Source organism: Microbacterium sp. LjRoot45 (assembly GCF_964253325.1).
Lineage (GTDB): Bacteria > Actinomycetota > Actinomycetes > Actinomycetales > Microbacteriaceae > Microbacterium.
The window spans coordinates 1,003,700-1,023,965 of record NZ_CAXUQM020000001.1 but is presented as its reverse complement, the minus strand read 5'-3'; the positions used below and the strand labels follow the sequence as shown (position 1 = coordinate 1,023,965).

Sequence of the window (20,266 nt, the reverse complement as noted above, 5' to 3'; positions counted from 1 at the left end):
CGCGTACCGTGGAGGGATGGTTGACACCCTCCCCTACGGCTCCTGGCCGTCTCCGCTGTCCGCCGCCGCTGCCGCGCCGCGCTTCGACGGGGCCGCGTTCGTCGGCGACGAGATCTGGTGGGGGGAATCGATCCCCTCGGAGGGCGGACGGACCACCGTTCGCCGCCGCGACGCGGACGGGCAGGTCGTCGACGTTCTTCCCTCGCCGTGGAACGCGCGCTCCCGCGTGCACGAGTACGGCGGCGGATCGTGGGCCGCGTCGCCCGACGGGCTGCTGTTCTTCGTCGAGAAGAGCGACCAGCGCATCTGGCTCCTCCGCAGCGACGGAACGACCGTCGCTCTCACCGACGACGACGGCGACGTGCGCTACGGCGGACTGTCGTGGCAGCACGGGATGCTGCTGGCCGTGCGCGAAGCACACGGGCGCTCTCCCGTTCCCGCACGATCGATCGTCGCGATCTCGACGGCGGGAGAACGGACCACGATGACCGAGGGCAGCGATTTCCTCGCTCAGCCCGCGCTCTCCCCCGACGGCGAACGACTCGCGTGGATCGCGTGGAACCATCCCGACATGCCGTGGGATCGCACGGCCCTCCGGGTGGGACGAGTGGCACACGGCCGCGTGGCAGACGTGCGCACCGTCTCGTCGGGGCGGACAGCGGCCCTGCAGCCGGAGTGGACCGCAGAGGGAGATCTGCTCTTCCTCGACGACCCGACCGGCAGATGGAACATCTTCCGCGTCTCGGGCGAGACCGCTCCCGCGGCCGTGTCGCCCGCCGATGCCGACACCGGCGGTGCGCTGTGGGTGCTGGGTTCGCGATGGTACGCGCCGCTCCCGCACGGCAACGTCCTCGCAATCCGCACCGACGGTCACGATGAGGTCGTCGTCGTGGACCGGGAAGGAGGCGTCACGCCCCTGGACATCCCCGTGCGCAGCCGCGCACTCGTGGAGGCCGTCGACGGCGCGCGCGTGCTCCTGTCGGGCGCCGCGCCGGGAGTGAGCGGCGTGTGGGCGGTCGACACCGCCTCCGGCTCGGTCGAACTCGTCCGCGGCGGCGGCTTCGAGGGTGATCCCGTCTGGCTCCCGCAGGGACGCGGCGTGACCTTCGACGGCCCGCACGGACCCGTCCACGCCGTCGACTACCGGCCGACGCACCCTCACGTCGTCGGACCGGACGGCGAGCGCCCGCCGTACCTCGTGTGGGTGCACGGCGGGCCCACGGCGCACGTGGGCGACGTGGCAGAACCGAAGGTCGCCTACTTCACGAGTCGCGGCATCGGCATCCTGGACGTCAACTACGGCGGGTCTACCGGGTACGGGCGGGCGTACCGCGAGCGGCTGCGCGGCCAGTGGGGGGTCGTCGATGTCGACGATGTCGTGGCAGCGGCCTCGGGCTTGGCCGCCCAGGGTGGCGCCGACCCCGGCCGGTTGGCCATCGAGGGCGGTTCCGCAGGCGGATGGACGGTGCTTGCTGCCCTCGTCAGCAGCGATGTCTTCGCGGCGGGTGTATCGAGGTACGGCGTCGGCGATGCGCGTGCGCTGGCCGCCGACACGCACGACTTCGAAGCCCGCTACCTCGACGGCCTGATCGGCCCGCTGCCCGAGGCTGAGCAGCTCTACGTGGAGCGCTCACCCCTCAGCCGCCCCGACGGATTCCGCGTGCCGCTGCTCATCCTGCAGGGTGCCGAGGATGCCGTCGTGCCACCGGCGCAGTCCAAGGCCATCCGCGACACCCTCGCCGCGCGCGGCATACCTCACGCCTACGTGCTGTACGACGGTGAGGGCCACGGCTTCCGGCGCCAGGAGACGATCGTCCACGCCCTGGAGACCGAACTGGCCTTCCTGGGGGTGGTCTTCGGGTTCCCCACGCCGGACGTGCCGCCGATCGACCTCCGTCCCGGAACTCGGGATGCCGGCGTTCAGACGACCGAGCCTCCGACCACAGCGGGTCAGACGAGGTAGGGAGAGAGCTCCGCGGCCAGCCGCGCATCCACGTGGGCGTGCACCGCGGTGCCACCCTCCTCGTGCGCCGTCGAGACGATGTGCCCCGACTCGTGCACCGCGTTGACGAGGTCGCCGCGGTCGTAGGGCACGAGGGCGCGCACCTCGACGGCAGGCAGCGGGAGTGCGGCTTCGACGGCCGCGCGGAGTTCGGCGATTCCCTCGCCCGTCCGTGACGACACAAAGAGCGAATCCGGTTCGAGGCCCCGCAAGACCAGCCGGGTGTCGGGGTCGATGAGGTCGGCCTTGTTGAACACCACCAGTTCGCGCACCGAACGCGCACCGACGTCGGCCATCACGTCGCGAACCGTCGCGAGCTGGGCCGCGGGGTCCGGGTGCGAGCCGTCGACGACGTGGACGATGACGTCGGCGTCGGCTACCTCCTCCAGCGTCGACCGGAAGGCCTCGACGAGCTGATGCGGGAGGTTGCGGACGAAGCCGACGGTGTCGGTGAGCGTGTAGATGCGGCCGTCGCTCGCCTGGGCGCGGCGCACCGTGGCATCCAGGGTCGCGAACAGCGCGTTCTCCACGAGGACTCCGGCGCTGGTGAGCCGGTTCAGGAGACTCGACTTTCCGGCGTTCGTGTATCCCGCGATGGCGACGGAGGGGATGGTGTGGCGCTTGCGCTCCGCACGCTTCGCCTCGCGCGCCGGCGCGAAGTCACGGATCTGACGACGAAGCTGGGCCATCCGGGTACGGATGCGGCGCCGGTCGAGCTCGATCTTCGTCTCACCCGGTCCGCGCGAGCCCATTCCCGCACCTCCCGCGCCGACCTGTCCACCGGCTTGACGCGACATCGACTCACCCCAGCCGCGCAGGCGCGGGAGAAGGTACTCGAGTTGGGCGAGTTCGACCTGCGCCTTGCCCTCACGGCTCTTGGCGTGCTGGCTGAAGATGTCGAGGATGACGGTGGTGCGATCGATGACCTTGACCTTCACGACGTCCTCGAGGGCGCGCCGCTGGCTGGATGCCAGTTCGGTGTCGGCCACGACCGTGTCGGCGCCGACGGCGGCGACGAGGTCGCGCAGCTCGGCCGCCTTGCCGCGGCCGATGTAGGTCGCAGGGTCGGGGTGGGGACGACGCTGCAGCACACCGTCGAGGACGACGGCGCCGGCCGTCTCCGCGAGGGCGGCGAGCTCGCGGAGCGAGTTCTCGGCGTCGTCCTGCGAGCCTTGGGCGTACACGCCGACCAGCACGACGTTCTCGAGTCGGAGCTGCCGATACTCGACCTCGGTGACGTCCTCGAGTTCGGTGGACAGGCCGGCGACACGGCGCAGCGCGGCACGCTCTTCGCGATCCCACTGTTCACCGTCGACATCGCCGTAGGCGACCGTCGACGCATCCTGGAGCGCCTGCGCGGCACCGAAGACGCGCACCCCGGATCGCCCGTCGGCGTGTGCGAGCACACGGTCCACCGGGTCGACCGGCGTCTCGTCGGTGCTCTGCGGGGTGGTCGTGTCGGTCATGTGGTCCTTTCGCTGTGGTCCGCCCGGACGTGCGGCCATCGTGCACTCTAGCCTCCCGCACTGGGAGGTCCTCCGCTACGCTCGGAGTCGATGTCGAGCGATCACTACTTCAGTGCGTCCCCGGCCAGTGCGGAGAATCTCCGTCGCATCCGCGTCTCGCTCGCCGGACGTGACGTCGAAGTCACCACGGCCGGCGGCGTCTTCAGTCCTGACCATGTCGACTCCGGCACGGCCGTTCTGCTGGCGAACATGCCACCCGCACCGCCGGGAGGCCACATCCTCGACCTCGGCTCCGGGTGGGGGCCGATCGCCCTCACTCTCGCGCTGGAAGCACCGCACGCGACGGTGTGGGCGGTCGATGTCAACGAACGCGCACTCGACCTCGTGCGGAGAAATGCCACCGCCCTCGGCCTCACCAATGTCAACGCTGTGCTGCCCGACGATGTTCCCGACGACGTCACCTTCCGCACGATACGGTCCAATCCGCCCATCCGTGTCGGGAAGCACGAGCTCCACGGCCTGCTGGAGCGCTGGATTCCCCGGCTGGATGAACGCAGTGACGCGTGGCTCGTCGTGCAGCGCAACCTCGGCTCCGACTCCTTGCAGCGCTGGCTGGCCGCCACGCTGGATCACGGCTACACGGTGTCTCGAGCGGCGACCGGGCGCGGCTTCCGGGTTCTCAAGGTGCGGCGGCACGGATCGCCGCCGACGGCGGCCATCCCTCTTCCGGATGGCATCGAGACCGCGTGACGGTGCTCGCCGTCAGGCCAGGGTGACCTGTCCCGAGTAGACAAGGACAGCGGGGCCGGACAGGAGGACGTGCTCGCCGTCTTCGTGGTGGGTGATCCGCACCCCCAGTCGGCCGCCGGGAACGTCGACGCGCCAGCGTTCCGGGGAACGCTCGCCCGCCCACAGCCGCACAGCGAGCGCCGTCGCGGCGACACCCGTGCCGCAGGACAGCGTCTCCCCCACGCCGCGTTCGAAGACACGCATGGTCACGGCACCGACGCCGTCGTCCACGAGGGGATCTGCGGGGACGACGAACTCGATGTTCGCCCCCGCGGGCGGCTCCGGCGTGAGCCGCGGCTGCACGGTGAGGTCGAGCCCGTCGAGCTCGTCCGCGCTCGAGAGGGCCACCACGACGTGGGGGTTGCCGACATCGATCCCTTGGCCAGGCCGCGGGATGTCGAGGCCCCGAGCCCGCACGGTGACCTCATCCGTCTCTGCGCGCCACAGGCCGAGGTCGACTTCGAAGCCGTCTTCACTCCGCGTCAGCGACTTCGTCCCGGCGCGCGTGCCCACGAGGAGCGTCGCGTCGTCGGGAAGGTCGACGAGCCCGCTGTCGACGAGGTAGCGCGCGAACACGCGGATGCCGTTGCCGCACATCTCGGCGGCGGACCCGTCGGCGTTCCGGTAGTCCATGAACCATTCCGCGTCGGGTGTCGCGGCACCTTCCGGAAGCTCTCGGGAGCGCACAACGCGCAGGATGCCATCGCCGCCGATGCCGAATCGGCGGTCGCACAGGGCCGCGACCTGCTCGTCGCTCAGCGACAGCGAGCCGTCGACATCCGGGACGATCACGAAGTCGTTGCCGGTGCCGTGGCCCTTGGTGAACGGGACGGTGAGCGCAGTGGACACCCGTCAAGTCTAGGCGCGCCGAGTGCGGGGCATCAGTCCGCGATGAGTCGCTTGCCGGTGGTCCACACCTCGAACGGCTCGAATCCGAGCGATGAGTAGAAGTCGTGCACCTCGACGTTCTCGGTGCGCACCATCAACTGCACCTTCGGGCATCCCAGGTCGATCAGGAACTCTTCCGCGCGCTCCACGAGACGGCGTCCGATGCCTTCACCGCGACGCTCGGGACTGCTGGCCAGGTAGTAGAGCCATCCGCGGTGTCCGTCGTAGCCCGCCATCACCGAGCCGACGATCTCGGACCCGTCGACCGCGACGAGGAAGAGCTCCGGCTGGACGCGGAGTTTTCGCGCGATGTCCTGGTGCGGATTGTTCCACGGGCGGGTGAGCCCTGTCTCCTGCCACAGCGAGATGACGGGCTCCGTGTCGGCGAGTTCGAATGCGCGGATGTCGAGGGTCATGCCGTCGAGTCTGCCAGCGCGCCGGGATCCGTGTCGGGGGGATACCAGGCGATCTCCGGATACCGACGAAACCAGGACACCTGGCGACGTGCATAGCGGCGGGTGAGCGACTGCGTAGCGGCGATCGCTTCCGCCTCCGTCAGCCGGCCGTCGAGCTGGTCGGCGGCTTGGGCGTATCCGATGGCACGGGAGGCGGTGGGTCCGTCGGCGAGCCCGAGCCCCTGCAGGTGGCGAACTTCGTCGAGGAGCCCGCTCGCCCACATCTGCTCCACGCGGCGGTCGAGACGGGCGACGAGCTCTGCGCGGTCGAGATGGACGCCGAGCAGCGTCGTTCGCGGATGCCACAGCACCGGCGCTTCGGGGAGGGTCGCGCCGTGCGTGCGTTCCCCCTGGGCGAGGACTTCCAGTGCCCGCACGATCCGCCGCCCGTTGCGCGGATCGACGCGCTCGGCCGTATCGGGGTCGAGCGCGCGCAGTCGGGCATGCAGGGCATCTGCCCCCTCGCGGGCGAGGTCTTCCTCCAGGCGCGAGCGGAGCGCGTCGTCGTGCGGGGGGAAGCGGAAGTCGTAGACGACGCTGGACACGTACAGGCCCGACCCGCCGACAAGAATGGCATCGGCGCCGCGGGAGAAGACCGCCTCGATGGCGTCTCGAGCCTGACTCTGGTACCACGCGACCGCTGCTTCGTCGGTGACGTCGAGGACATCGAAGAGGTGGTGCGGGATGCCGCGGCGCTGCTCGGGCGGGAGCTTGGCGGTACCGATGTCCATACCGCGGTAGAGCTGCATGGCATCCGCGTTGATGATCTCGGCCGGCCGGCCGCGTGAAGCGAGCTCCTCGCCGAGCCGTAGAGAGAGCTCTGTCTTACCGGTTCCGGTAGCGCCCACGACCCCCCACAGGCGGGGCGGGGGGATCGATTCGCCGGCGGCCCGAGCGGAAGACCCAGCCGTGGTCACGCCCCCGCGGGACGCAACACCGGCAGCCCCAACGACACGGCGCGCGGTGCCCCGTCGCTGGCGGAGGCGGGGACACCACACGACTCGGCCTGCGCCCGGTCCCAGGCGTCGCCGGCCCGCGTGCGTCGGATGCGCAGGGATCCGTCGTCGGCGCTGTCGGCGAGGAGATGGAACGGTGCGGCGTGCGTCACGGTCACGGTGACGACATCGCCCGGGCGAGGCACGGCCGATCCGGCCGGCAGCTCGAAGTGGACGAGGCGGTTGTCCTCGGCGCGTCCGGTGAGCCGGTGGGTTTCGGCATCCTTCTTGCCTTCGCCCGTGGAGACGAGCACCTGCAGTTCGCGCCCGAGCTGACGCTGGTTCTCCTCGAGCGAGATGCGCTCCTGCAGGGCGATGAGGCGCTCGTACCGGTCCTGGACGACAGCCTTCGGCACCTGATCGGGCATGGTGGCCGCAGGGGTGCCTTCGCGGATCGAGTACTGGAAGGTGAACGCGCTCGCGAAGCGTGACTCCTCGACGACCCGGAGAGTCTCCTGGAAGTCCTCCTCCGTCTCACCCGGGAATCCGACGATGATGTCGGTGGTGATCGCCGCGTGCGGCATGCGGGCCCGCACCCGATCGAGGATGCCGAGGAACCGCTCGCTGCGGTAGGAGCGGCGCATCGCCTTGAGGACGCGGTCGGACCCCGACTGGAGCGGCATGTGCAGCTGGGGCATCACCGCCGCAGTGTCGGCCATCGCGTCGATGACGTCATCGGTGAAGGCGGCGGGGTGCGGGCTGGTGAACCGGATGCGCTCGAGCCCGGGGATCTCGCCCGCTGCGCGGAGGAGCTTGCTGAAGGCCTGGCGATCGCCGAACTCCACGCCGTAGCTGTTGACGTTCTGTCCGAGCAGCGTGACTTCGATGGCGCCGTCGTCCACGAGCAGCTTGATCTCGCTGAGGATGTCACCGGGACGGCGGTCCTTCTCCTTACCGCGGAGGCTCGGGACGATGCAGAAGGTGCAGGTGTTGTTGCAGCCGACGGAGATCGACACCCAGCCGCTGTGAACGGCATCGCGCTTGGTCGGCAAGGTAGAGGGGAAGACCTCCAGCGCCTCGAGAATCTCCAGTTCGGCATCACCGTTGTGCCGCGCTCGCTCCAGCATCCCCGGGAGGGACCCCATGTTGTGGGTACCGAAGACGACATCGACCCACGGCGCCTTCTCGAGCACGGCGTCTTTGTCCATCTGGGCGAGGCACCCGCCGACGGCGATCTGCATGCCTTCGTGCCGGTCCTTGCGGCTCTTGAGGTGCCCGAGTGTGCCGTACAACTTGCCGGCGGCGTTGTCGCGGACCGCGCAGGTGTTGATCACGACGACGTCGGCCTCGGTGCCCGCCTCCGCACGGACGTAGCCCGCGCTTTCGAGGGAGCCGGAGAGCCGCTCCGAGTCGTGCACGTTCATCTGACAGCCGAACGTGCGCACCTCATAGGTGCGCGTGGTGCCGTCGGCGGCGAGAGACGCCGGCGAGTTCTCGATGATCGTCGGGGCGGAGGACGGGGAAGTCATGATGGGCTCCATTGTACGAGCCACCCTCCCCTCACCTCTCCGGTCGACCGAGGGGCACGCTCATCGTTGCGAGTCAGCGGAATCGGACACCAGACGAAGGGCCGGCCGCCTCGTCGAGCGCCTGTCGCGCCGCCGACATCGCGAGACTCCCCGCGAACCCGCGGCGCGCCAACTGGCCGTGCAGACGCCGCAGAGCCGTGTCGCGATCGAGCGAGACGAGATTGCGGGCCTTCTGCCGCGCAAACGCCAACGCGCGCTCGGCGTCGTCGTCGGGAAGCTCCGCCAGAACGGCATCGATCACCTCTCGACCGAGACCCCGGGCCGCGAGCGTCTGCGCGACCGAGTGCCGGCCCTGCGCCTTCCGATCAGTCGCGACGTGCACCAGCTGCTCTGCCAGACGAATGTCATCGAGGTAGCCGTGCCCGAGAAACGCCGCCACGATCGCATCGATCTCCTGCGGGTCGAGTTCGTGCTGCGCCAGCGCACCTCTCGCCTCGCGCTCGGACAACGAGCGTCCTCGCAGCTTCTTCAGCAAGGCGGTCTCGGCTTGCCGCCTGACCTCGGCGCGATTGCTCTCCGGCGAGACGGCATCCCCCTCCGCGGAATCGGTCTCCGCGTGATCGACGATCCAACTGCGATGCCAGTCGTCTCCCCTTGCTTGCGAAGCCGAGGCCTCGGCCGCATCCGCGCGCTCCCCCGCCCCGAAGAGCGGGATGACGGGGGCGAGCCGATCCCCCCGGTCCGGCCCACCCCCGCGCGAGTCCCCCGTCACCATGCGTGAACCCGAGTACTCGTCCGGCTCACGCGGGTCGGCGCGCGGCCAGTTCGTCGGCTGCCGGCGCCGCCGTCTTGGGCTGACCGATGCCGAGCTTCTGCTTGATCTTCGTCTCGATCTCGGCCGCCACATCGACGTTCTTGATCAAGAAGTTGCGAGCGTTCTCCTTGCCCTGCCCGAGCTGCTCACCGTCGTACGTGTACCACGCACCCGACTTCTTCACGATCGCGTGCTCGACGCCGAAGTCGATGAGACTTCCCTCGCGAGAGATGCCGACCCCGTAGAGGATGTCGAACTCTGCCTGCTTGAAGGGCGGAGCCATCTTGTTCTTGACGACCTTGACGCGCGTACGGTTGCCGACTGCGTCGGTGCCGTCCTTCAGCGTCTCGATGCGACGGATGTCGAGACGAACCGACGCGTAGAACTTCAGCGCCTTTCCTCCCGCGGTCGTCTCGGGTGATCCGAAGAACACACCGATCTTCTCGCGCAGCTGGTTGATGAAGATCATCGTGGTGTTGGTCTGGTTGAGACCACCGGTGAGCTTGCGGAGTGCCTGCGACATCAGGCGGGCCTGCAGACCGACGTGCGAGTCTCCCATCTCGCCCTCGATCTCGGCCTTCGGCACGAGCGCGGCCACCGAGTCGATGACGACGAGGTCGATCGCCCCCGACCGTACGAGCATGTCGGCGATCTCGAGAGCCTGCTCACCCGTATCGGGCTGGGAGACCAGCAGCTGATCGATGTCGACACCGAGCTTCTGCGCGTAGTCGGGGTCGAGCGCGTGCTCTGCGTCGATGAACGCGGCGATGCCGCCCGCGCGCTGGACATTGGCGATCGCGTGCAACGTCAGAGTGGTCTTACCGGAAGATTCCGGTCCATAGATCTCGATGATTCGACCACGCGGCAATCCGCCGACGCCGAGAGCGACGTCGAGCGCGATGGAACCGGTGGGGATGACCTCGACCGGGGCGCGCTCGTCGCTGCCCAGCCGCATGACCGAGCCCTTCCCGAACTGGCGGTCGATCTGGGCGAGGGCCGACTCCAGGGCCTTCTCGCGGTCTGCGGGTGATGGCATGACGTGCTCCTTCGTGCTCGCGTTCCGTCGCCTGTAGGCTGTCGCGCTCCCGCCGGTGGAGGGACGCTGCGACAAGGCGGAGGTGTCTCGATGACGCCGTCGACGCTACGCCGGGGTTCCGACATCCGTCGGGCGTCTCCGGCTCACGGGGGACGACTTCTCTGCGATACCTCTTGTGGAGGACACTACGCTCTATCGAACACCTGTTCGATGCGACACGCGGAAAGTCACTGACGAGATTCGAGGCGTCCGACGCCGTGACGACGCGCCATCGGCACATCGGCCTCGGCACACAGCGCCAGCCATACCTCCCGGGTATCCACCCCGTCGGCCAGGGCCTGCGACGCGGTGCGATACGACAGCGCGCTCAGCGCCAGATCCGAGACGAGCGCATCGCCTTGCGTACCGAACTCCGCCGTCACGGCGCGCGTGAACTCACTCAGACGCATGAACGGAACGAAACCGCGTTCAGCGCAGCGACAGCTCGGGCTGGGCGAAGTCCTCGTCGAGCGACGCGAGGTCGTCGGGCACGACATCGGGGAAGGTCTGCAAACCCTCGAGGACGGAGATGCGGTCGCCCACCTCGCGCATGATGGTCGAGATGGGCACATCGAGCGCGTCGGCCACGGCGGCCAGGATCTCGCTGGAGGCTTCCTTCTGACCGCGCTCGACCTCGCTGAGGTAGCCCAGCGCCACACTCGCGCGTCCGGCGACCTGGCGCAGCGTCTTGCCCTTCTGCAGGCGCATGTCACGAAGGACGTCACCGATCTCTTGACGAACCAGGATCATGTCAGGCCCCCTTCTGTGACGATGATTCCGCGGTCGCGGATGGACCACGGTACAGCACTTGGCTGTCACCCTAGCCCCGTAGTGCTGGAGAAAGGGTGGGAATCGCTCAGATGTAACGGAGGAGAAACACCGGCTATTCCCGGTGTCAGAGCGCGTCGAACGCGAGGCGCAGTGCGAGTGCCGCCGCCTCCGCGCGAATCTCCTGCCGATCGCCGGTCAGCACCAGCGATTCCACGCGCGAACCGAGCGGGGTCGACACGGCCAGGTGCACGGTGCCCACGGGCTGTCCGTCGGGCGACACCGGCCCCGCGATGCCCGTCGTCGCGATGCCCACGTCGGCCGCGTCGTCGCCACGCCCGAGGACGCGACGGACACCCTCGGCCATCTGGCGCGCGACACGCGGATGCACGGGGCCGTGGGCGGCGAGGAGGGTCGCATCGACTCCCAGGACCGTCTGCTTGATGTCGGTCGCGTAGGCGACGATGCCGCCGCGAAGCACGGCGGACGCGCCCGGAACCGAGACGACGGATGCCGCGACGGCACCGCCCGTCAGCGACTCCGCGACCCCGAGGGTCCAGCCAAGTTCCTTGAGGCGGTTGACGAGGCGCTCGGCATCCGAGGGGCGTCCATGCGACACGAGCGTCGCCTCGACGTCGTCCACCTCCCCCGCCTGTCGCGCGGCCCGGGCTTCACGACGCGTCGTCATGCGCTCTTCCTCCGTGTCGAGCGCGCGCCGCGGACTTCGGTGAGCACGTAGTCGAGACCGCTCGCCACCGTGAGGATCACCGCGATGGTCATGGCGACCGCGTTGACGAGGTGGATCCACTCGCCGACCACCGTCCACAACGGCAGCAGCGCGAGCGAGAGGGCGACCGCCTGAGCAACCGTCTTCAGCTTTCCCATCCACGCCGCAGCCACCACGTGGTCGCTCGCGACGACGAGTCGGTGCACCGTGATCCCTACCTCCCGAACCAGGACGAGGACCGTGATCCACCAGTCCAGTTCGCCGAGGAGGGACAGTCCCACGAACGCCGCGCCGGTCAACACCTTGTCGGCGATCGGATCGAGCAGTTTGCCGAGATCGGTGACGATGTCGTGCCTGCGCGCGAGGTAGCCGTCGATGCCGTCTGTGGCGATCGCGACGATGAACAGCGCCGCCGCGCCCCATCGAAGAGGGCCGTCCGCGCCGTCGTCGGCCAGGAGCATCCAGACGAAGACAGGGGCGCAGAGGATCCGAACGATCGTGATCGCGTTGGGGAGCTGCCGAGGGATCGTCACGTCGCCGAGCCTATCCGAGCCGATTGCCGCGCGAACCGCTCAGTCGCGTCCGGTGAGGCCCCAGGCATCCTCATCTCCCGCGTCGCCGTCGACGACCTCGTATCCGTCGAACTGGGCATCCACGGCATCCGACGATCCACCGGACGCAACCCCGACGGGCGGCTCCTCGCCGCGGAGCCGGGCGAGCACGGTCGGAAGCTGCTCGGGCGTCACCAGCACGTCGCGAGCCTTCGAACCCTCCGACGGGCCGACGATCTCGCGGGACTCGAGGAGATCCATCAGGCGGCCCGCCTTCGCGAACCCGACCCGGAGCTTGCGCTGCAGCATCGAGGTCGATCCGAACTGGGTCGAGATGATCTGCTCCGCCGCGGCCAGCAGCAGCTCGAGATCGTCGCCGATGTCGGCATCGATCTCCTTCTTCTCCGCGACGGCCTGAACGTCGGAGCGGTACTCCGGCTGCGCCTGCTTCTTGACGTGCGCGACGACCTTCTCGATCTCGCTCTCGGCGACCCACGCCCCCTGCACGCGGACCGCCTTCGATGCGCCCATCGGGAGGAAGAGTCCGTCACCCTGCCCGATCAGCCGGTCGGCGCCCGGCTGATCGAGGATGACGCGCGAGTCGGTGACGCTCGTGACGGCGAAGGCGAGGCGCGAGGGCACGTTCGCCTTGATGAGCCCCGTCACGACGTCGACCGACGGTCGCTGCGTCGCCAGGACGAGATGGATGCCGCTGGCCCGCGCGAGCTGGGTGATGCGCACGATCGAGTCTTCGACGTCGCGGGGCGCCACCATCATGAGGTCGGCGAGCTCGTCGACCACCACGAGAAGATACGGGTAGGGCTTGAGCACGCGCTCGCTGCCGGCGGGAAGGGTGATCTCCCCCGCGACGACCGCGCGATTGAAGTCGTCGATGTGACGGAAGCCGAACGACGCGAGGTCGTCGTAGCGCATGTCCATCTCCTTCACCACCCACTGCAGCGCCTCGGCCGCCTTCTTGGGGTTGGTGATGATGGGGGTGATGAGGTGCGGGACGCCCGCGTAGGAGGTCAGCTCGACCCGCTTGGGGTCGATGAGCACCATGCGGACGTCGCTCGGCTTCGCGCGCATGAGCAGGCTCGTGATCATCGAGTTCACGAAGCTGGACTTGCCCGAACCGGTCGAGCCGGCGACCAGGAGGTGCGGCATCTTCGCGAGATTCGCGACGACGTACCCGCCGCCGACGTCCTTGCCGACGCCGATGGTCATGGGGTGGGTCTGCGCGGCGGCGGCCTGAGAGCGCAGCACGTCGCCCAGGGTCACGATCTCGCGGTCGGCGTTGGGGATCTCGACGCCGATCGCGCTCTTGCCGGGGATGGGCGCGAGGATGCGGACCTCGTTGGAGGCCACCGCGTAGGCGATGTTGTTGGTGAGCGCGGTGATGCGCTCCACCTTGACGCCCGGTCCGAGCTCGATCTCGTACTGCGTGACCGTCGGCCCGCGGGAGAAGCCCGTGACACGTGCATCCACGGAGAACTGCTCGAACACGCCCATGATGGCCCGCACGACCTGGTCGTTGGCCTCCGAGCGCGCCTTGTGCGGCGTGCCGGCGGCGAGCGCCTCGACCGAGGGCAGCCGGTAGGGAAGAGCGGGCGGACGACCGTCGTGGTCGCCGCCGAGACCCGACAGCCCCGGAAGCAGACCATCGTCGTGGACCTCTTCCGCATCTTCTCGGATGCCGAGGTCCGCTCCCCGCGCGGCGCGCTGCGCACCGGCGACGACGCGCGGATCGATGATCTCCGTCGGAGCCTCCGACGGCGGCGCAGGAGGCGCGACGGCCGGAACGGCCTGGTCGAAGCCGCCCGTGGCCGACGACTCCAGCAGCGCCGTGAGGTCGTCCGAACCCAGGTGCCCGTCGGCATCCTCTTCTCGGCCCGACTTGTTGCGGCGCCACCACGGCAGTGCGTCGTCGTCCTTCTCGTCTTTGTCGGCCTTGCCGAAGGCGACGGTCGCGGCATCCGAGCCGGGCTCGCTGCGCTCTGCCCCGAACATCCAGGCGTACAGATCGCCCAGCCGCGATCCGATGCGGTTCGGCGGGGTCTTGGTGAGGATCAGGACGCTCAGCACGGCCAGCAGCGCGAGGACGATGTAGGCCGGGATGAGCGTGAGGTAGCTCAGCGGCTGCGCGATCATCCAGCCGAACAAGCCGCCCGCTGCGCTCAGCTTCAGCACACCCTGTGCGGGCTGCGGGGCGCCTCCGGCGAGGTGACAGAAGCCGGCGAGAGTCAGGACGAACAACCCGAAGCCGATCCCGATGCGTCCGTTGTCGTACACGGAGGAGGGATGCCGGAACAGCCATCCCGCCAGGAGCACGAGGAGAATCGGGAGCAGGAACGCCGCACGCCCGATGATGAGCCCGAAGGTGTAGGCGCTGACGTTCGTACCGATGTCGGTGCCGATGAAGAACCACTCGTTGACGCCGCCGGCGATGGCAAGCAGCACGAGGAAGAACGGGAAGCCGTCGCGACGCTGCTCCTTCTCGAGCGTCTCGGGGCCGAAGGCGCGGAACATACCCCCGACACCGTGGGCCAGGCCGAGCCACGCGCGCACGAGCGCGGGCGGCCGGTCGACGTCGTCGACGTACCGCTTCGGAGCCGGCTCGGGCTTCTTGGCGCGCGACGACGTCGAGCTCTTCGCGGACGTGCGCGGGCTCGTGGTCGGGTTCGTGCTCCTGGCCATTCCTCCACGGTACGACCGACACCTGACGTTCCCGCGTAGCGACGCGACCCTCCGGCGGCACGGACCCCACGGTCAGCGCAGGCGCTTGACCATCGTGTCTCGCCCGATCCCGGCGGTCGTCACCGCGAAACCCTCGCTCCGATACAGCGTGCGGGCGAAGTTCCCGCGCTCCACCGAGAGGCTCAGTCGCGCGTAGCCCTCCGCGCGCGCCTGGTCGCACAGCCGCTGCAGCAGGGCGCGCCCGACACCGTGGGCGCGCCAGATGGGCCGGACGCCGATGATCAGCTCCGGCACCCCGGTTCCCACGTACCCGAAGCCGGGTTCGGTGCGCGGCAGCATCCGGTACCACGCCGCCCCGATGGGCGTGTCCTGGGCGTCGATCGCGATGACCCCCGAGTCGCCCGGCCTCATCCAGCCGGAGAGGTAACGGGCATGGTCGGGCTGGGACAGCACCTCGTGTCGGGGTCGCGCCCCCTCCGAACGCCAGTTCGCCGCCTCGACGACCATGTCCGCGAGGAACGCACCATCGCCCTGGACGGCGGAGCGCACACGGAAGACAGCGGGCATGTGGCGATTGTAGAAGCCGCCGCACCCGGAGCCGACGCCGGAGGAGCCTGCGGTGCTTACGCTTCGATAACGAGCGGGACGATCATCGGGCGACGGCGGAGCGACTGGTTGACCCAGCGTCCGATCGTGCGGCGCACCACCTGCGACAGCGCGTGCGTGTCGCGCACCCCCGACTGGGCGGCCTCGGTGAGCGCGGCAGCGATCTTCGGCTTGACCGATTCGAACACCGCGTCGTCCTCGGCGAAGCCGCGGGCGTGGATCTCCGGCCCCGTGATGATGCGACCCGTCGACGCGTCGACGACCACGATCACGGAGATGAACCCCTCCTCGCCGAGGATGCGGCGGTCCTTGAGGTCGGCGTCGGTGATCTCTCCGACGGTCGACCCGTCGACGTAGACGAACCCGAGGTCCAACTGGCCGGCGACGCGAGCGACGCCGCCCTTCAGGTCGATGACCGTGCCGTTCTCGCCGAGGATCGTGTTCTCCGCGGGCACACCCGAGTCCTGCGCCAGCTTCGCGTTGGCCATGAGATGCCGGTACTCGCCGTGGATGGGCAGCACGTTACGCGGGGTCAGGATGTTGTAGCAGTAGAGCAGTTCCCCGGCAGCGGCGTGTCCGGAGACGTGCACCTTCGCGTTGCCCTTGTGGACGACGTTCGCACCCAGCTTGGTGAGACCGTCGATGACGCGGTAGACCGCGTTCTCGTTGCCCGGGATGAGGCTCGAGGCGAGGATGACCGTGTCTCCCGGACCGGGCTCGATGGCGTGATCGAGGTTCGCCATGCGCGAGAGCACGGCCATGGGCTCGCCCTGCGAGCCGGTCGACATGTAGACGATGCGATCGTCGGGGAGGTCCTTCGCCTTCTTGTAGTCGATCAGCACCCCCTCGGGCACCTGCAGGTAGCCCAACTCCTCGGCGATCGTCATGTTACGCACCATGCTGCGACCGAGGAAGGCCAGTCGACGTCCGTGCGCGTGCGCGGCGTCGATCACCTGCTGCACGCGATGGACATGACTGGAGAAGCTCGCGACGATGACGCGGCGCGGCGCCTTCGCGATGACCTGGTCGAGCACCGGTCCGATCGATCGCTCGAGCGGTGTGAACCCCGGCACGTCGGCGTTCGTGGAGTCGACGAGGAAGAGATCGACCCCCTCCTCGCCGAGGCGCGCGAACGCGCGCAGATCGGTGATGCGGCCGTCCAGCGGCAGCTGATCCATCTTGAAGTCGCCGGTGGCCAGCACCAGGCCGGCGGGCGTGCGGACCGCGACAGCCAGAGCGTCGGGGATCGAGTGGTTGACCGCGACGAACTCGAGGTCGAAGGGGCCGACCTGCTCTCGCTGGCCCTCCTTCACGGTCAGCGTGTACGGCTTGATCCGGTGCTCCTTGAGCTTCGCCTCGATCAGCGCCAGCGTCAGGCCCGACCCCAGCAGCGGAATGTCGTTCTTCAGCCGGAGCAGGTACGGCACGGCGCCGATGTGGTCCTCGTGACCGTGGGTGAGCACGACGCCGACGACGTCGTCGAGGCGGCCCTTGATGGGCTCGAAGTCGGGCAGGATCAGGTCGACGCCGGGCTGGTGCTCCTCGGGGAAGAGCACGCCGCAGTCGACGATCAGGAGCTTGCCGTCGTACTCGAAAACGGTCATGTTGCGGCCGACCTCGCCCAGCCCGCCGAGCGGGGTGACGCGGAGGGTGCCGGATTCGAGGGGGGCCGGTTCGGACAGGATGGTGGGCATGACACGCCTTCCCGGTGCCGTCACGGCATCCGCTGTCGGTGGTGGATGCCGTCACGGCATCCGATGTTCGGTTGTGCTGCTCTCAGCGCGTGGTGCCGTGCACCTTGGGCAGCGCGCCGCCGGCGGCGGCATTGCGATCGGGGCGGAAGTTCGAGAAGTCGGCACCCTCGACCTCCGTGACGAGGGCGAGTTCGTCCTCGATGACGGCGGCCTCCCACTCCTCCGGGCCGACGAGGGGAAGGCGCACGCGAGGGCTGGAGATGCGGCCGAGGCCGTGGAGGATGTACTTCGCGCTCACCGTGCCGGGCACGTGGGTCATCACGGCGCGGACGAGGGGCTCGAGCTTGCGGTGTGCGGCGGTCGCCGTGGCCAGATCGCCGCGGTTCACCGCGTCGACGATCGTGCGGTACGGAGCCGGGGCGATGTTGGCCGTGACGCCGATGAGCCCGGCAGCGCCGATGGCGAGATGCGGGAGGACGTTCGCGTCGTCGCCGGAGAAGTAGAGCAGATCGGTCTGGTTGAGCACGCGGCTGACCTCGCTGAAGTCGCCCTTGGCATCCTTGATCGCGAGGATGTTCGGGTGCTTGGCGAGACGGAGGATGGTCTCGTACTTGATCGGGACGCCCGTGCGGCCCGGGATGTCGTACAGGATGACCGGCAGATCGGTGGCATCGGCGACGAGACGGAAGTGCGTGAGGATGCCGGCCTGGGTCGGCTTGTTGTAGTACGGCGTGACGATCATGATGCCGTCGGCGCCGGCCTTCTCGCTCGCGCGGTACAGCTCGATCGCGTGTGCGGTCTCGTTCGACCCGCCGCCCGTGATGATCTTCGCCCTCCCGGCGGAGACGGACTTGCCGACCTCGACGAGTCGGAGCTTTTCGGGATCGGTGAGCGTGCTCGTCTCCCCCGTCGTCCCGGTGACCACGATGCCGTCGGCACCGGCGGTGATGACGTCGTCGATGTGCTTCTCCACGGCGGGCCAGTCGACTTCACCGTCGGCGGTCATCGGGGTGACCAGCGCGACGAGGACCTGTCCGAAGGGATTGCCCGAATGCGTCATGCCCCCAGGGTATCGGTTCGGCCACGGGGGACGCTTTCGTCCTCCCCAGCGGGACGACGAGTCGGCTCAGCGACCGGTGCGCGCCGGTCGGGCCGCGAGCGCGGCCGGCACGAGGCGTGTTGCCGCCACGAGGACCTTGTACCGCAGCGACGGAATCGACACGGCCTTGCCGCGGGCCGCGTCGCGCAGCCCTTCCCGGACGACGTCGTCGGCCGAGAGCCACATCCACCCCGGAACGCCCTCCTGCCCGGGCGGCAGACCCAGCCGCTCGTGGAAGTGGGTGTGGGTGAAGCCGGGACAGACCGCCGTCACCGTCACCGGCGCGTAGGCCGCGTTCGCCCAGCGACTGAACGAGACGATCCATGCCTTGACCGCCCCGTACGTGCCACGGGGAAGGAAGGCCGCGACCGAGGCGACGTTGATGATGCGCCCGCTCCCCCGCGCCGTCATCGCCCCGAGCGCCGCGTGCGACAGGCGCATCGTCGCGCGGACGTGCAGGTCGAGATGGCGCTCCTCGTCGACGATGTCGTTGGAGGCGAAGTCGAGGTCGAGCCCGAAGCCCGCGTTGTTGACGAGGATGCCGACGGGTCGGTCGGGGTCGATCAGTCGCGCGGCCACGGCATCCCGTCCGACCTCGGACGTCAGGTCAGCGGGCAGCACCTCGGCGCCCACCCCGTAGCGGTCGCGCACCTCTCGGGCCACCTCGTCGAGCGCCGCGCGGTCACGCGCGACCAGCACGACGTCGGCGCCCGAGGCCGCCAACTGCCGCGCGAACTCCGCGCCGAGGCCCGAGCTCGCGCCCGTGATCAGTGCCGTCTTCGCCATGCGCGCCAGCCTACGCGGCGACCGACGACGTCAGCGTTCGTGCGTGACGAAGCGGTAGCGGATGCCGGTGCGCGAGATCTGCCAGTCGCCGACGGCGGTGACCGGCCACCCGTCGCGAGACGGCGCACGGGTGTCGCCGTCGACGTCGAGGTCGAGCTCCGTCACCTCCAGCACGTCGATGACGTCCATCGCCTCGGCATAGAGCTGCCCGCCGCCGATGATCCACGCGTCCGCCGCGCCGTCGACGAGGGCGAGGGCCTCGGCGAGACTCCCCGCGCGATCGGCGCCCTCGGCCGCCCACTCCGGCGAGCGCGTGACGACGATGTTGCGTCGGCCCGGCAGCGGGCGGAAGCGATCCGGGAACGACTCCCACGTGCGTCGGCCCATGATCACGGGAGCCCCCATCGTGACGTCCCGGAAGTGCGCGAGGTCTTCGGGAACGTGCCAGGGCATTCCGCCGTCCGCGCCGATCACACCGCCGTGCGCCTCCGCCCAGATCGCGCCGACGCGACTCACGGTCATACCGCGACGGCTCCGCGGATCGCGGGGTGGTGCTGGTAGTCCTCCACGACGAAGTCGTCGAAGCGGTAGTCGAGGATCGAGTCGGGCGTGCGGGCGATGCGCACCGTGGGGTACGGGTACGGCGTGCGGCTGAGCTGCTCGCGCACCTGGTCGAGGTGGTTGTCGTAGATGTGGCAGTCGCCGCCGGTCCAGACGAAGTCACCGGGCTCCAGCCCGGTCTGCTGGGCGATCATGAGCGTGAGCAGGGCGTAGGAGGCGATGTTGAACGGCACGCCGAGGAACATGTCGGCGCTGCGCTGATACAGCTGGCACGAGAGCCGGCCGTCGGCGACGTAGAACTGGAAGAGCGCGTGGCACGGTGCCAACGCCATGTCGGGGATGTCGGCGGGGTTCCAGGCCGAGACGATCAGGCGGCGCGAGTCGGGGTTCGTGCGGATCTGCTCGATGACCTGCGCGATCTGGTCGATCGATGCACCGTCGGGCGTGGGCCAGGAGCGCCACTGCACCCCGTAGACGGGCCCGAGCTCACCGTCGGCGTCGGCCCACTCGTCCCAGATCGAGACGCCGTTGTCCTGCAGCCACCGGACGTTCGACTCGCCGCGCAGGAACCACAGCAGCTCGTAGGCGACCGACTTGAAGTGCACCCGCTTGGTCGTGATGAGCGGGAAGCCCTTCGAGAGATCGAAGCGGATCTGCCGGCCGAACACGCTCGTGGTGCCCGTGCCGGTGCGGTCATCCTTGTGCACACCCTCGGCCAGCACGACGCGCAGGAGGTCTTCGTACGGGGTGGGAACGGATGCCACGTCTGTCACGCCTGCCAGACTACCGGCGCCCGGCGACACCGGCTCTGTTACACGCCCGCC

General features: G+C 69.3%; 20 protein-coding genes. 2 read left to right on the top strand and 18 right to left on the bottom strand.

The window, feature by feature from the left end:
- Nucleotides 1–16 precede the first annotated feature (16 nt).
- On the top strand, nucleotides 17–1,963 hold the full coding sequence (locus ACSQ18_RS04655; protein WP_436035990.1) for a S9 family peptidase: 1,947 nt from the start codon (nucleotides 17–19) through the stop codon (nucleotides 1,961–1,963).
- On the opposite strand, the gene hflX is transcribed toward ACSQ18_RS04655, so the two are convergent.
- Nucleotides 1,951–3,468, bottom strand: coding sequence for a GTPase HflX (hflX, locus tag ACSQ18_RS04650; RefSeq protein ID WP_436035989.1), 1,518 nt, complete (start codon nucleotides 3,466–3,468; stop codon nucleotides 1,951–1,953). The genes ACSQ18_RS04655 and hflX overlap by 13 nt on opposite strands.
- A 90-nt stretch (nucleotides 3,469–3,558) precedes the next feature.
- On the opposite strand from hflX, the gene ACSQ18_RS04645 reads away from it, so the two are divergent.
- Complete coding sequence (locus ACSQ18_RS04645; RefSeq protein WP_436035988.1) at nucleotides 3,559–4,218, top strand: class I SAM-dependent methyltransferase; 660 nt, start codon at nucleotides 3,559–3,561, stop codon at nucleotides 4,216–4,218.
- A 12-nt stretch (nucleotides 4,219–4,230) separates the two neighbouring features.
- On the opposite strand, the gene dapF is transcribed toward ACSQ18_RS04645, so the two are convergent.
- The 17 genes from dapF to ACSQ18_RS04560 all read right to left on the bottom strand — a co-directional run bounded on the left by dapF (nucleotide 4,231) and on the right by ACSQ18_RS04560 (nucleotide 20,224).
- Nucleotides 4,231–5,106, bottom strand: a complete 876-nt coding sequence (dapF, locus tag ACSQ18_RS04640; RefSeq protein ID WP_436035987.1) for a diaminopimelate epimerase — start codon at nucleotides 5,104–5,106, stop codon at nucleotides 4,231–4,233.
- Nucleotides 5,107–5,138: 32 nt separating this feature from the next.
- Nucleotides 5,139–5,561 (bottom strand): GNAT family acetyltransferase, encoded by a 423-nt coding sequence (locus tag ACSQ18_RS04635; protein ID WP_436035986.1) that lies wholly within the window; start codon nucleotides 5,559–5,561, stop codon nucleotides 5,139–5,141.
- Nucleotides 5,558–6,475, bottom strand: coding sequence for a tRNA (adenosine(37)-N6)-dimethylallyltransferase MiaA (miaA, locus tag ACSQ18_RS04630; protein ID WP_436038388.1), 918 nt, complete (start codon nucleotides 6,473–6,475; stop codon nucleotides 5,558–5,560). Before miaA ends, ACSQ18_RS04635 begins: the two co-directional genes overlap by 4 nt.
- Before the next feature lie 38 nt (nucleotides 6,476–6,513).
- Entirely contained in the window at nucleotides 6,514–8,064 is a 1,551-nt protein-coding gene (gene miaB / locus ACSQ18_RS04625) for a tRNA (N6-isopentenyl adenosine(37)-C2)-methylthiotransferase MiaB (RefSeq protein ID WP_436035985.1), read from the bottom strand.
- Between the two features lie 73 nt (nucleotides 8,065–8,137).
- Nucleotides 8,138–8,839 (bottom strand): regulatory protein RecX, encoded by a 702-nt coding sequence (locus ACSQ18_RS04620; RefSeq protein WP_436035984.1) that lies wholly within the window; start codon nucleotides 8,837–8,839, stop codon nucleotides 8,138–8,140.
- 25 nt (nucleotides 8,840–8,864) lie between these two features.
- The gene (gene recA, locus ACSQ18_RS04615) at nucleotides 8,865–9,914 is read right to left on the bottom strand and encodes a recombinase RecA (RefSeq protein WP_144807522.1); all 1,050 of its coding nucleotides are present in this window, start codon (nucleotides 9,912–9,914) and stop codon (nucleotides 8,865–8,867) included.
- A 227-nt stretch (nucleotides 9,915–10,141) separates the two neighbouring features.
- Nucleotides 10,142–10,363: a DUF3046 domain-containing protein gene (locus ACSQ18_RS04610; protein WP_436035983.1), complete on the bottom strand. Its 222-nt coding sequence runs from the start codon at nucleotides 10,361–10,363 to the stop codon at nucleotides 10,142–10,144.
- 19 nt (nucleotides 10,364–10,382) lie between these two features.
- A complete protein-coding gene (locus tag ACSQ18_RS04605; protein WP_144807520.1) occupies nucleotides 10,383–10,703 on the bottom strand; it encodes a helix-turn-helix domain-containing protein in 321 nt (106 codons plus the stop codon).
- 145 nt (nucleotides 10,704–10,848) lie between these two features.
- The gene (locus tag ACSQ18_RS04600) at nucleotides 10,849–11,409 is read right to left on the bottom strand and encodes a CinA family protein (RefSeq protein WP_436035982.1); all 561 of its coding nucleotides are present in this window, start codon (nucleotides 11,407–11,409) and stop codon (nucleotides 10,849–10,851) included.
- A complete protein-coding gene (gene pgsA / locus ACSQ18_RS04595) occupies nucleotides 11,406–11,981 on the bottom strand; it encodes a CDP-diacylglycerol--glycerol-3-phosphate 3-phosphatidyltransferase (RefSeq protein ID WP_436035981.1) in 576 nt (191 codons plus the stop codon). Before pgsA ends, ACSQ18_RS04600 begins: the two co-directional genes overlap by 4 nt.
- 39 nt (nucleotides 11,982–12,020) lie before the next feature.
- Complete coding sequence (locus tag ACSQ18_RS04590; protein ID WP_436035980.1) at nucleotides 12,021–14,696, bottom strand: DNA translocase FtsK; 2,676 nt, start codon at nucleotides 14,694–14,696, stop codon at nucleotides 12,021–12,023.
- Between the two features lie 72 nt (nucleotides 14,697–14,768).
- Nucleotides 14,769–15,263 carry an N-acetyltransferase family protein gene (locus tag ACSQ18_RS04585; protein ID WP_436035979.1) on the bottom strand — a complete coding sequence of 165 codons (495 nt, stop codon included), beginning with the start codon at nucleotides 15,261–15,263 and terminating at the stop codon, nucleotides 14,769–14,771.
- Between the two features lie 56 nt (nucleotides 15,264–15,319).
- Nucleotides 15,320–16,996: a ribonuclease J gene (locus ACSQ18_RS04580; protein ID WP_436035978.1), complete on the bottom strand. Its 1,677-nt coding sequence runs from the start codon at nucleotides 16,994–16,996 to the stop codon at nucleotides 15,320–15,322.
- Nucleotides 16,997–17,078: 82 nt separating this feature from the next.
- Nucleotides 17,079–18,056: a 4-hydroxy-tetrahydrodipicolinate synthase gene (gene dapA / locus ACSQ18_RS04575; protein WP_144807514.1), complete on the bottom strand. Its 978-nt coding sequence runs from the start codon at nucleotides 18,054–18,056 to the stop codon at nucleotides 17,079–17,081.
- Between the two features lie 66 nt (nucleotides 18,057–18,122).
- Complete coding sequence (locus ACSQ18_RS04570; RefSeq protein ID WP_436035977.1) at nucleotides 18,123–18,881, bottom strand: SDR family NAD(P)-dependent oxidoreductase; 759 nt, start codon at nucleotides 18,879–18,881, stop codon at nucleotides 18,123–18,125.
- Nucleotides 18,882–18,911: 30 nt separating this feature from the next.
- Nucleotides 18,912–19,397 carry a dihydrofolate reductase gene (locus ACSQ18_RS04565; RefSeq protein WP_436038387.1) on the bottom strand — a complete coding sequence of 162 codons (486 nt, stop codon included), beginning with the start codon at nucleotides 19,395–19,397 and terminating at the stop codon, nucleotides 18,912–18,914.
- Nucleotides 19,398–19,399: 2 nt separating this feature from the next.
- Nucleotides 19,400–20,224 (bottom strand): thymidylate synthase, encoded by an 825-nt coding sequence (locus ACSQ18_RS04560; RefSeq protein WP_436038386.1) that lies wholly within the window; start codon nucleotides 20,222–20,224, stop codon nucleotides 19,400–19,402.
- Nucleotides 20,225–20,266: the final 42 nt, after the last annotated feature.

Bases quoted from the DNA above. Each gene is read 5' to 3' on its own strand.
- ACSQ18_RS04655 (WP_436035990.1), top strand. From the start codon at position 17: ATGGTTGACACCCTCCCCTACGGCTCCTGGCCGTCTCCGCTGTCCGCC.
- hflX (WP_436035989.1), bottom strand. From the start codon at position 3,468: ATGACCGACACGACCACCCCGCAGAGCACCGACGAGACGCCGGTCGAC.
- ACSQ18_RS04645 (WP_436035988.1), top strand. From the start codon at position 3,559: ATGTCGAGCGATCACTACTTCAGTGCGTCCCCGGCCAGTGCGGAGAAT.
- ACSQ18_RS04635 (WP_436035986.1), bottom strand. From the start codon at position 5,561: ATGACCCTCGACATCCGCGCATTCGAACTCGCCGACACGGAGCCCGTC.
- miaB (WP_436035985.1), bottom strand. From the start codon at position 8,064: ATGACTTCCCCGTCCTCCGCCCCGACGATCATCGAGAACTCGCCGGCG.
- ACSQ18_RS04620 (WP_436035984.1), bottom strand. From the start codon at position 8,839: ATGGTGACGGGGGACTCGCGCGGGGGTGGGCCGGACCGGGGGGATCGG.
- recA (WP_144807522.1), bottom strand. From the start codon at position 9,914: ATGCCATCACCCGCAGACCGCGAGAAGGCCCTGGAGTCGGCCCTCGCC.
- ACSQ18_RS04610 (WP_436035983.1), bottom strand. From the start codon at position 10,363: ATGCGTCTGAGTGAGTTCACGCGCGCCGTGACGGCGGAGTTCGGTACG.
- ACSQ18_RS04605 (WP_144807520.1), bottom strand. From the start codon at position 10,703: ATGATCCTGGTTCGTCAAGAGATCGGTGACGTCCTTCGTGACATGCGC.
- ACSQ18_RS04600 (WP_436035982.1), bottom strand. From the start codon at position 11,409: ATGACGACGCGTCGTGAAGCCCGGGCCGCGCGACAGGCGGGGGAGGTG.
- ACSQ18_RS04590 (WP_436035980.1), bottom strand. From the start codon at position 14,696: ATGGCCAGGAGCACGAACCCGACCACGAGCCCGCGCACGTCCGCGAAG.
- ACSQ18_RS04585 (WP_436035979.1), bottom strand. From the start codon at position 15,263: ATGCCCGCTGTCTTCCGTGTGCGCTCCGCCGTCCAGGGCGATGGTGCG.
- ACSQ18_RS04580 (WP_436035978.1), bottom strand. From the start codon at position 16,996: ATGCCCACCATCCTGTCCGAACCGGCCCCCCTCGAATCCGGCACCCTC.
- dapA (WP_144807514.1), bottom strand. From the start codon at position 18,056: ATGACGCATTCGGGCAATCCCTTCGGACAGGTCCTCGTCGCGCTGGTC.
- ACSQ18_RS04570 (WP_436035977.1), bottom strand. From the start codon at position 18,881: ATGGCGAAGACGGCACTGATCACGGGCGCGAGCTCGGGCCTCGGCGCG.